The sequence below is a fragment of the Bifidobacterium sp. M0399 genome, from assembly GCF_016100595.1.
In the GTDB taxonomy this organism is placed as follows: Bacteria; Actinomycetota; Actinomycetes; order Actinomycetales; family Bifidobacteriaceae; genus Bombiscardovia; species Bombiscardovia polysaccharolytica.
The window spans coordinates 785,231-796,464 of sequence record NZ_JACFSD010000001.1 but is presented as its reverse complement, the minus strand read 5'-3'; the positions used below and the strand labels follow the sequence as shown (position 1 = coordinate 796,464).

General features: G+C 57.1%; 7 protein-coding genes. 5 read left to right on the top strand and 2 right to left on the bottom strand.

Going from position 1 to position 11,234, the window contains the following annotated elements; translation table 11 throughout:
- Positions 1-197: 197 nt before the first annotated feature.
- Positions 198-1,094 carry a pyridoxamine kinase gene (locus tag H3V09_RS03200; protein ID WP_198190910.1) on the bottom strand — a complete coding sequence of 299 codons (897 nt, stop codon included), beginning with the start codon at positions 1,092-1,094 and terminating at the stop codon, positions 198-200.
- A 266-nt stretch (positions 1,095-1,360) separates the two neighbouring features.
- Between H3V09_RS03200 and H3V09_RS03195 the strand changes: the two genes are divergently transcribed.
- From H3V09_RS03195 to H3V09_RS03175, 5 genes are all read left to right on the top strand, one after another.
- Complete coding sequence (locus H3V09_RS03195) at positions 1,361-2,680, top strand: O-acetylhomoserine aminocarboxypropyltransferase/cysteine synthase family protein (protein WP_198191130.1); 1,320 nt, start codon at positions 1,361-1,363, stop codon at positions 2,678-2,680.
- 194 nt (positions 2,681-2,874) lie between these two features.
- Positions 2,875-3,765: an ABC transporter ATP-binding protein gene (locus H3V09_RS03190; protein WP_232339347.1), complete on the top strand. Its 891-nt coding sequence runs from the start codon at positions 2,875-2,877 to the stop codon at positions 3,763-3,765.
- 11 nt (positions 3,766-3,776) lie between these two features.
- Positions 3,777-6,470, top strand: a complete 2,694-nt coding sequence (locus tag H3V09_RS03185; protein ID WP_198199031.1) for an ABC transporter permease — start codon at positions 3,777-3,779, stop codon at positions 6,468-6,470.
- Between the two features lie 445 nt (positions 6,471-6,915).
- Entirely contained in the window at positions 6,916-7,800 is an 885-nt protein-coding gene (locus H3V09_RS03180) for an ABC transporter ATP-binding protein (RefSeq protein WP_232339346.1), read from the top strand.
- A gap of 10 nt (positions 7,801-7,810) precedes the next feature.
- The gene (locus tag H3V09_RS03175) at positions 7,811-10,486 is read left to right on the top strand and encodes an ABC transporter permease (RefSeq protein WP_198199030.1); all 2,676 of its coding nucleotides are present in this window, start codon (positions 7,811-7,813) and stop codon (positions 10,484-10,486) included.
- Positions 10,487-10,504: 18 nt separating this feature from the next.
- Here the strand turns inward: H3V09_RS03175 and H3V09_RS03170 are convergent, their stop codons facing one another.
- On the bottom strand, positions 10,505-11,194 hold the full coding sequence (locus H3V09_RS03170) for a response regulator (protein ID WP_046323043.1): 690 nt from the start codon (positions 11,192-11,194) through the stop codon (positions 10,505-10,507).
- Positions 11,195-11,234: the final 40 nt, after the last annotated feature.

The window sequence follows — 11,234 nt, the reverse complement described above, 5'->3', positions numbered from 1 at the left end:
CCGTCGGCGAATTCGCTGGCAACGCCTTCCGGTCTGCTGTGTCCGGGTCGCTCTATGACTGATTTGTCACATTGTCGACCACGTATCTGGCCGGCAAGAATGCGCCGATTAAGGCGGTCTAGGTTTTATTCATCCACCTTGGTCTTCCACCTTTGACAAATGCCCAGACTCTTATGCCGCTTTCGCCGACCTTGGGCTCACAGCTCCTGCACCAGAGCAGTCATCTGCCCCAGGTCCAGCTCAAAACTGACCCCGCGTTGCTGATAGTCGGGTTGATTGCGCGTGTGCTGCATGGCCGAGCGGACGAATTCGCCGGCGATTCGGGCGGCATCGGCCAAGCCTCGTCCAGTAAAGAGCGCCCCGCAGAGGCTGGAGGCGAAGGCATCACCGGTGCCGTGAATCATGAAGGGCAGCTTGTCGTGGACCAGCTCGGTGCGCTCGCTGACTCCGCCATGATCCGCCGAGGCCACGAAGTTGCGCAGCTTGCCGTCCTTCCGGTCGATGCCCTTGATGATGACGTTTTTTGCGCCCATGTCCAGCAGACGGCCCAGACGCTCACCAACCTGGGCATCGTCGAGGTCCTGGCCTTCGTAGTCGATGCCGGTCAGCAGACTGACCTCGGTCAAGTTGGGCATGAGCAGGTCGGCTCCATCAACCAGATTGGTCACGGCCCGGCACATCTCCTCGGTGTAGGTGGGATACATTGATCCACCGTCGCCCATTACCGGGTCGACCAGCCTCAGGGCCTTGGGGTATTCCCGATACATGCGCTGAATAATGTCAACCTGTTCGGCGCTGCCCAGGAACCCGCTGTAGATCCCGTCCAGGTCGACACCCTCCTTCTGCCAGGCATCCAGGTATCTCGGCAGCATCTCGGTGGTGTCGTGGAAGGTGTAGTCCTTGAACATGGTGTGCGCGCTGAACAGGGCTGTAGGCACCGGGCAAACGTCGCATCCGGCCGCCGAAAGAATGGGGATGGCGGCCGTCAGCGAGCACTTGCCATACCCGCACATGTCATGCACAGCGGCGACTCGGGGGATGTACTTGTTGTCGCGCTGGTAGAGCCTGTTCTGATCGTCCGTCTGTCCGGCCATCTTTTGAACTCCTTCATGCCTGCTGAGGCTGTCCGCATCGAAGCTTTCTCCGTTGCTTACTCGACTCTACAGCGGAGGGATTAAACGGGTACTGCCGCGTGTGCAATGTGGAGACAAAAAGGCCCGCTTTCAGCCTTTTGGAAGCTGTTATAAAAAAGGACGATACCGAAAAGTCCTTTTTGGCTTGAACAGGTGGGCTTGGGCCGCTTATGGTCACATTCAAGAACTTACAAGAGGACGCACGTCACCAACAGATAGGAATCGACATGACCGACCAGAACCCGCACAAGTACCATTTCGAGACGCTTCAGCTCCACGTGGGCCAGGAGCAGGCCGACCCTGCCACTGATTCCCGGGCCGTGCCCATCTACGCCACCACCAGCTACGTCTTCCACGACTTCGACCACGCCGAAGCTCGGTTCGCGCTGAAGGATCCGGGCAACATCTACGGCCGTCTGACCAACTCCACCCAGGGGGTCTTCGAGGACAGGATCGCCGCCTTGGAGAACGGCACTGCCGGCTTGGCCGTGGCATCAGGGGCAGCCGCAGTGGAGTATGCATTCCGGAACATCACCCAGACCGGAGACCATATCGTGTCCTCCAAGAACATCTACGGCGGAACCTTCAACCTCCTCAAGCACACTTTGCCCCGCGATGGTATCGAGACCACCTTCGTGGATCCTTCGGACCCATCCAACTTCGAGTCGGCCATCCAGGAGAACACCAAGCTGGTCTTCTTTGAGACCTTCGGCAACCCCAACGCCGACCTGCCCGACTTCGAGGCCATCTCCAAGATCGCCCATGACCACAACCTGCCGGTGATTGTAGACAATACCTTCGCCACTCCTTACCTGTTCCGTCCGCTGGAGCACGGCGCTGACATCGTCGTGGAATCGGCCACCAAGTTCATCGGTGGCCATGGCACCACCTTGGGCGGGGTAGTCGTGGAAGGCGGCAAGTTCGACTGGGCGGCAGTGCCCGGCAAGTTCCCCACCCTGACTGAGCCTGACCCCAGCTACCACGGTCTGCGCTTCTACCAGGATCTGGGTGCTGCGGCCTTCGTCACCCGCATTCGTGCCATCCTCCTGCGCGACACTGGCGCCGTCATCTCGCCCTTCGCAGCCTTCCTCCTCCTGCAAGGGACCGAGACGCTGTCGCTGAGGGTTGAGCGCCACGTTGAGAACGCCCTGAAGGTAGTGGACTACCTGCAGACCGTGCCGGAGGTGGAGTCGGTCAGCCACCCGGCCATCGAGGGGCGCCCCGACCACGAGCTTTACAAGCGCTACTTCCCGAACGGCGCCGGCTCCATCTTCACCTTCGATCTGAAGGGCGGCAAGGATGCGGCCAGGGTTTTCATCAACAACCTACATCTCTTCTCCCTTCTGGCCAACGTGGCTGATGTGAAGTCGCTGGCCATCCATCCAGCATCGACCACCCACTCCCAGGAGACACCGGAGGAGCTGGAGGATCAGGCAATCCATCCCGGTACCATCAGGCTCTCCATCGGCACGGAGAACATCGAGGACATTCTGGATGACCTCAAGGGTGCCTTCCGGGCATTGAAGGAGTCCGGTCTGGCCAAGTAGCCGACAATCACACTTCCTTCTTGGTGCCGTATCCGCGTGATATATGACCGAGAAGAGGAAGAAGCACAAAGTGCCTGTCGAAACCTCATTACGTTTCGATGGGCACTTTTGTATATGTTTCCCTCTTCCCCTCTCCAGTGGTGGACAGCATCTGACTGGTCAGGCTGAAATATTGTGGTGGGTAAAATGGAAGCATGAAACATGGAGCAAAGACGAGGACGTCTTCTGATTTGTCGTCCGGTGCGGGGAAACCGAGGCAGATCGCCCAGGTGGCCATCAAGGCCAAGGGACTGACCAAGGACTATGGGAGTGGGGAGAACCTGGTCCATGCCCTACGGGGTGTTGATGTCGAATTCGAACGGGGCAGGTTCACAGTCATCATGGGTCCCTCCGGGTCGGGCAAGTCCACTCTCATGCATACCTTGGCCGGCTTGGACACCGTTACCTCCGGACATGTCTACCTGAACGGGACCGATGCTGCCGGGGTGAAGGGCAGTCGAGCCAGCCGCCATGGAGGGCGGAGGGGAGTGGTCGACCTGACCAAGCTCAACGACAATCAGCTGACTCTCTTGAGGCGCCAGAGCCTGGGCTTTATTTTCCAAAGCTTCAACCTCCTGCCCATGTTTACGGCCAAGCAGAACATCCTCATGCCTCTGATCCTGGATGGGGCCAAGCCAGACACAGCCTGGCTGGAGGTTCTGGCCAAGACCCTGGGCTTGGAGGAGAGGCTGAGCCACCGGCCCAGCGAGCTTTCGGGCGGTCAGCAGCAACGTGTGGCCATCGCCAGGGCCCTCATTACCAAACCTTCCATTGTCTTTGCGGACGAACCCACCGGAAACTTGGACACAGCCTCCTCGACGGAGGTCCTCAGCTTCCTGAGGGACTCGGTCCGCGAGCTGGGACAGACCATCATCATGGTCACACATGATGTTTTTGCGGCCTCCTTTGCCGACCGCGCTTTGGTCTTTGCGGATGGGCGAATCGTGGCAGACCAGGACAGCCCCACTGTGGATTCTATGAACGCACTGCTCTCCGAGGAGGTCATGGCCTCTGCGGCTACAGCTGACTCGGCTGCTCATCGCTGAGGGTAATGTTTATGTTGTTCGTTGCCAGAAAAATGATGCGGCATGACCTGGGCATGATGATTCCCGCGGGCATTGCCATTGTCGTCGGAACAGTGTTTATTGCCATGACCTTCCTCTTCGGAAATACCATGGACGTTTCCATGCGGCGGATGGTCTCATCCGATGCTGCTCAGGCCAACTACGCCATCATCCCTGCGGAAGGGAGCCATTCCGATCAGAAGAGGGTGAAGGACTTCAAAACCGAGGAGCTGGCAAAAGTCCCAGGCGTTCAAGGAGTCAGATCAGACACGCAGCTCATGGTGGATGTTCGCGCCGGCAAGATCAAAAGCGAGAGCGTGATTGCCATTCCTATGGCGGATTCATCGCTGATGCCGGTCGGTTTGTCCAAGGGATCCTGGCCCAGCGCTGATGACCAAGTGGTTTTACCCGGGCCGACTGTTTCCAGACTCAAGCTCTCCCTGGGTGACAAGGTGAGTCTGAACCTGTCGCCTAGCATGATGTATATTTCCGAGGACCTTGGGCCGAAAGGGCAGGCCAGCGCTGACCAGGTTGCGGGCAGATTCATATCGAAGCCCCTGACCTTGTCGGGCGTCAGTTCGAACCAGGGCAACGAGGGCGGCGAGTTTGGCGAGTCGGGCGGCGCAATCGTGCTGACCCCCAAGACCATAGATGCTTTTATGGCCACAGCAGGTCTTGGTGAAATGGGTAACCTGTATGCCCAGAACGTTTACCTGAATGTTGGCGGGCAGGGAAGCGACCTTGATGGGAGTCTGGCTTCTCTGCGCAGGCTCATGCCTTCCGGCTATTCCCTTGAAGACCGTCACACCATGGAGGACAGACTGGTCAAGACCGCGCTCGGTGGTTCCCAAAACCCCGTGACCACCTTCCTTTTGGTCTTTGGCACACTGGCCATGTTCGTGGCTGCCACCGTCATCGCCAACACCTTCCAGGTCATGGTTGCTCGGCAACGTCGCTACCTGGCCCTCCTGAGGACTATAGGCGCCAATAAGAGCCAGGTCAGGGCCAGCGTCCTGATTCGTTCCATCATCCTGGGCGCTGTGGCATCCTTGATCGGGGTCGGCGCCGCCATTGGCATCATGGCTATTCTGGGTGCAGTTAAGGCTCATACGAATTCCCTCTACTTCCAATTGAAGCTGACTCCGGCGGTTATCCTGGTGCCTCTCGTGTTCGGCATCGTCGTTACGGTCTTGGCCTCCCTCAACTCCTCATGGGCCGCCACTAGAGTCAGTCCTTTGGAGGCGCTGAGGCCTGCTGATCTTCTGGAGAACAAACAGACGAGCAGGATACGTCTGTTTTTCAGCGTTGTCATGATTCTGTCGGGCATCACCATGACTGTTTGGTCTCTCTGGCAGGTCAGGCTCAATGTCACGGGAGACAAGGCCGGCAAGGCATCTGGAGACGGGCCGAACATTGTTGCTGTCATAGCTGTCATCGGCATTATCCTTGCCTTCCTGGGCATTTTGTTCAGTGCCAATCGTTGGATTCCTTTCATGCTCAAGGGAATCGGATCCCTGGTTTCGCGGGTTGGGCCCTCGTCCACAATCGCCGTGGCTAACATCGCGCGGAATCATTCCCGTGTGGCGGCAACAGGTACCGCCCTCCTGATCGGCGTGACACTGGTCGCCACGCTGGTCACAGGCGCCGCTAGCGCCAAGCAGACTATGGCCGACATGCTGGATGAGCACTACTCAGTCGATTTGCAGATCAGCGCTGATGGTCTGGATGCCAAGGCTTTGAACGACATTCGACGGATCGACGGGGTTGCACAGGCCGAGCTGGTGCCCCAGTATGCAGCCATGGTCAAATCAGGCGGCGAGAACGGGGCGGGAATGACTATTTTCGCCCTGGATGCGCATAAGATCGATCGTCTTCTGAACTCCAGGGTCGGCAAGGATCTTTCCGGACCGGATGCCCTGCTGCTTCCAGAAAGCCTCATGGACAGACAGAAGGATTTTCACGACGGCGGGAATCTAGGGCTCAATATTCTCAGCCCGATTCAAGGCGACGCTCATGGCGGATCCACGTCGGTGGCTCAAAGACTCTTCGTAACTAGCATCTATGCGCCCTACCAGGGGATTGATGCCAGCAATTTATATGGCATGACCGACTCATCCTTGCTAAATGGCGTTCAGCCTCAGACCGTGCAGATCTGGGCCAAGGTTGATGGCTCGCCAACAGTCTCGACGTTTATGGACAAGGTGAAGAGTGCGCTTTCTGGATATTCGGCTGTTTCCGTGAAGGGTGGGTTGGCTGAAAAGCAGCAGTGGGATCGGACCATCGACAGCCTGCTCATGATTATCCTGGGCCTGCTTGCGGTTGCAGTGGCCATCGCCCTGATCGGCGTAGCCAACACGCTTTCCCTGTCGGTGTTGGAACGTCGGCGGGAGTCTGCCACCCTACGGGCCATCGGGATGACCCGCAAGCAGATCAGACGTTCCCTGGCTGTGGAATCGGGGCTGATAGCCCTGGGGTCGTCCTTGTCAGGCATGGTCCTGGGCCTGCTCTTCGGCTGGGCTGCAGCCTATGAGATCTTCTCCTCTCTGGGGACGGTGGCTTTCCCGATTCCTTGGTCCATTGGCCTGGTGATTCTGCTGGTAGCGCTCGTAGCGGCGATTCTGGCAAGCGTCCTGCCTGCAAGGCGCGTCAACCGGACTCCACCGGTCGTGGCTCTAGCAGAGGAATGACGACCAGCAGTCAGATCGCATCAGAGCCAGCCAACTTTCACCAAGGCGCACCTTGGTTGGCGTCGGGAATGAATGATTTATTCTGCCAGATGATGTTTTCCTTGAGGCTGCTTGGAAGCGCGCCGGCTTGATCGCGGGGACCTCGTTATTCTCGTAGTCGATTAAGGGGATCGAGGCAATTGTCTCAATCCTCTGGTCTGATGGATCCATGTCTTTAGGCTCATGTCTTTTGTACTGAACATGATTTGCTTCATCTCCGCAGAGTCCATCCCCCGTCGCCCGCGTTGATTTGAATGGTGCCAGCCTAACAGGAAGAGTTCTTCAGTGCACTCATCCGTAAGGATGATTATCTTCATCGCTCCTAGGGAGCATATCGCTGCAGCCGATAGCCGGATACGGTCGGAAGCTGACGGGAGAAAGGCTTCCTCGCGGATAAAGGAGCACCATGCAGAACAAAGCGGATACTTCGTCTTCACAAGGATTAATCGACAGAGCAGTCTCGGGTGTCGCGGGACCGCCTGCCGTCAGTGCCAGACAGCTGACCAAGGATTATGGGCAAGGTTCGAACGTCGTCCATGCCCTGCGCGGAATTGACGTGAATTTTGAGCAAGGCCGGTTCACTGCCATCATGGGCCCTTCAGGTTCGGGCAAATCAACACTTATGCACGTTCTGGCTGGTCTGGATACTGTCACCTCTGGCCATGTCTATATGGCCGCTGATCTTCTGCATTCGAAGAGCGGAGATCGTCACCATCCATCGATTGATCAGGCCGGCCGAGTTGACCTGACACGACTGGACGACCGTCAGCTGACTCTGATCAGGCGGAGACATCTGGGATTCATCTTCCAGAGCTTCAACCTGTTGCCTATGTTCACTGCCAAACAGAATATCCTCATGCCGCTGGTACTGGACGGCGTTCGGCCTGACAGCTCGTGGATGGAGCAACTGGTAGAGACCCTCGGTTTGTCGGAGAGGCTGGACCATCTTCCCGGTGAATTATCCGGGGGGCAGCAGCAACGGGTCGCCATCGCCAGAGCGCTGATAACCAAACCCGGTCTGGTCTTTGCGGACGAACCGACGGGCAACTTGGACCTGGCCTCCAGCACTGGTGTTCTGAAGTTCCTGCGTGATTCCGTGCGCGAGCTGAATCAGACCGTTATCATGGTCACTCATGATGCCTATGCCGCATCCTACGCAGATCGTGCGCTTGTCTTTGCCGACGGACGGATTGTTTCGGACCGAAAAGATCCGACAGTGAAAGCCATGAACGATCTTCTGGCTGAACAAGTCTCGGCCGGCACTGCTGGCGATTCCCAGTTCCAGGACTAAGGGGTGCATTGTGTGGCGGATAACTCGTACGATGATGAAGCGCGATGCACGTATGATGATGCCGGCTGGTCTGGCCATCGTGATCGGCACCCTCTTTATGTGCTTGACGCTCCTTTTTGGCAACGTGGCGAATGCCTCCATGCGTCGCGAAATCAGCATGGATGCGGGTCAAGCCAACTATGCTGTGACATCCAGAAGGGATCTGGACAAGCCGATCCTGCTCGACGAATTCGATGGCAAGGGGCTGTCGAAACTGCGCGGTGTTAGTGGTTTGCGCCCTGATGTCGACCTTATGGTGGATACGGAAGCAAACGGTCAGTCCAGCAAGGGAATTCTGGCCATTGTGAGTGCCAGGCAGGAGCTTATGCCTGTCGATCTGGCTCGGGGGCAATGGCCTGATTCAGACGATCAGGTTGTGCTGCCGCATTCCGTCGCCAACAGGCTCCAGGCTGGTCTGGGCGATAAGGTGCGCCTCCATCTGTCCCCGCTGATGCTTCCAGGTAGTGATAGTGATAGTGCTCAGGATTCTTCAAGTAAAGAACGCCTTGTCGACCGAGGCACTGTGGACTTGACCATCTCAGGCATCAGCAAGAGCCATGGGGGAAAGTACGACGATTTCGGCGGAGCTGTGGTGCTGACGGGTTCTCGGATTGAACGCCTGCTGAGTATGGCGGGAATGGTTGGGCCGGAGTCCCTTCCTGTAGGAAACATCTATCTGCAGGTTGATGGCCAGGGCAAGGAACTCCAGAACACTCTGCAAAATATCAGTCGATACATTCCCGACGGATACCAGCTGGAGGACCGTCGTGCCATGGAGGACAGACTGCTCAGTGAGCAGACCGGCAATGGTGTGAACATCATGACTGTTTTCCTCATGACTTTCGGTGTGCTGGCCATGGTGGTGGCTGCCTTGGTGATTGCCAACACCTTCCAGATCATGGTGGCCAGACAGCGCAGGTATCTGGCCCTGCTGAGGGTTATTGGTGCTGATCGATGGCAAATCAGGGCAGGCGTGTTGCAGCAGGCCCTGTTCCTTGGCGTTATATCTTCCCTGGTCGGCATCTTGTTGGCTATGGGATTGATGGGCCTTGCCGGTTGCCTTGGTTTGCATTCGGGCACCATGAAGCTTGAACTTCTGCTTACACCTACAGCCCTTCTGGTTCCGTTTGTGCTCGGTGTTCTGGCAACCTTGGTGGCTGCCTTTGGGTCTACTCGTACGGCTATCAGGGTCAGACCGCTTGAAGCTCTGCAACCAGTGGATCATCAGGAACAAGGCAGCAGGAAGCGGACCGGTTTGTGGATCAGCATCCTGCTGGCAGTCAGCGGCTTGGTATTCGTGATCTGGTCCTCTTGGCGCGTCACAGAGCTGGTCAGGACAAACTCTGGCGATACAGTCCAGACCAGTAATCAGCAGGAATTATTGCTAGGTCTTGTGGTATTGGGTGTTTTGCTGATTTTCCTGGGTGCCCTGATGGGTGCGCGTCGATGGATTCCGGCTCTTCTGCGTTGCCTGGGTGGACCTGTGTCCCGGATTGGACCATCTTGCAGGGTCGGAGTGGCGAATATCGCTCGAAATCCCTCACGAGTCGCTGCCACAGGTGTTGCTCTGCTGATCGGCGTAACTTTGGTTTCCACTCTGGCTACAGGTGCGGTAACCACTAAACGGACCTTGGCCAAGGATATTGATCAGCGTTATTCCTTGGATATTGAAATATCCGGTCAGGGGCTGAACAAGAATAATGTGTGGGCCATTCAGCGTATCCAAGGTGTTGCTGATGCAGAGCTGGTGCAGCGGTTCAATGCCGAGGTCGAGTCAGGTGGCCCCTCAAAAGATTCCATGACTGTCTATGCCTTGGATACTCCACGGATTAGGCGTGTGCTTCATGGCGATCTGGGTCCAGGTATGCAAAGGTCTGATGCGTTGTTGGTGTCGACCAGAACGATTTCCAAGCATTCCGGTTACCGGGATGGAAGTCAGTTGAAGTTGTTGATAGCTGATCCTCAGGCGGACGATGAACGTGGAAAAGAGGCAGAAGCAAGAAGAACATTGACTGGGGTCTTTGCCGGATTCGGCGGGCTGGATACCAGTGGCGTCTATGCAATCACGGACTCTCAAAATGTTGCCGGGATTGACACCAAGACGCATGAAATCTGGATCAGGACGCAGGGAGATCGCGATGCTGCACTGCTCTTGGATGACATACGTCAGGCTGTTGGAGAGCATGACGACATGGCTATGAGCGGAGGGCTGACACAGAAGAGGATATGGGGTGAAAGAATCGATTCCTTGTTAGCAATCATGGTGGCATTGCTGGGGGTTGCCGTCATTATCGCCCTGATAGGGGTCTCCAATACTTTGATGATGTCGGTGCTGGAGCGCCGTCGTGAGACTGCCACGCTCAGAGCAATCGGCATGAGCAGTGTCCAAGTTCGCCGATCCTTGGGAGTCGAGGCCTGCATGATTGCCCTAGGAGCCAGTCTGGCTGGAATCGTTCTAGGAACGCTATTCGGGTGGATAGGAGCTTATCAGGTCTTTGTGTCCTTAGGGTCCGTGATCTTTACCGTACCATGGTCGGCTTTTGCGCTGATACTGCCAGTGGCCTTGCTGGCTGCGGTGGTAGCCAGTGTGCTGCCAGCCAGGGAGGCAGTCAAGGTTTCTCCCATTGAGGCGCTCAGTGACGATTGATACCGCCCGACGGCCGGTTCATACCAGATGGTTTTCGTAAGCGAAGACCACCGCCTGGACGCGGTCGCGGGCATTGATCTTCTGAAGAATGTGAGTGACATGAGTTTTCACTGTGGGCAGTGAAATTCCCAGATTGTCGGCGATCTCCTGGTTGCTCAGGCCCTGGGCTATGTGAACCAGGACCTGCAGCTCACGATCAGTGAGCAGGTCCGCCTCGGGATCGCGATAGATCGATCCCGATGGCATGGACCCGGTCGCAGGCATGTCATGGGCCATATGTTCGATCAGGCGTTTTGTAGCCGAAGGAGCGATGATCGCATTGCCCTGGTGAACTGTACGGATGGAGGTCAGGAGGGTTTCAGGCTCGGTATCCTTGAGCAGAAATCCTGATGCGCCGGCTTTTATAGCCGCCATGACGTATTCGTCAAGATCGAAGGTGGTTAGCACAATGACCCTGGGCTCGGGGCGGTCAGGTGACAAAGCAGTGATACGGCGGGTGGCTGTCAAACCATCCATGCCGGGCATACGGACATCCATGAGGATCACATCGGGCCGCAGGCGTGAAGCCAGATCCACTGCTTGCTCGCCGTCCGCGCCTTGGCCGACCACGGTCATGTCATCCTGGGAGCCGATGACCATGGCAAAGCCAGCTCGGACCAGATCCTGGTCGTCCACGATGGCAACGCTGATGGGTTCGGTCCGTTCCATGACTGCCTGCTTCTTTCCGCTATATGGTGGCCAGCGCCAC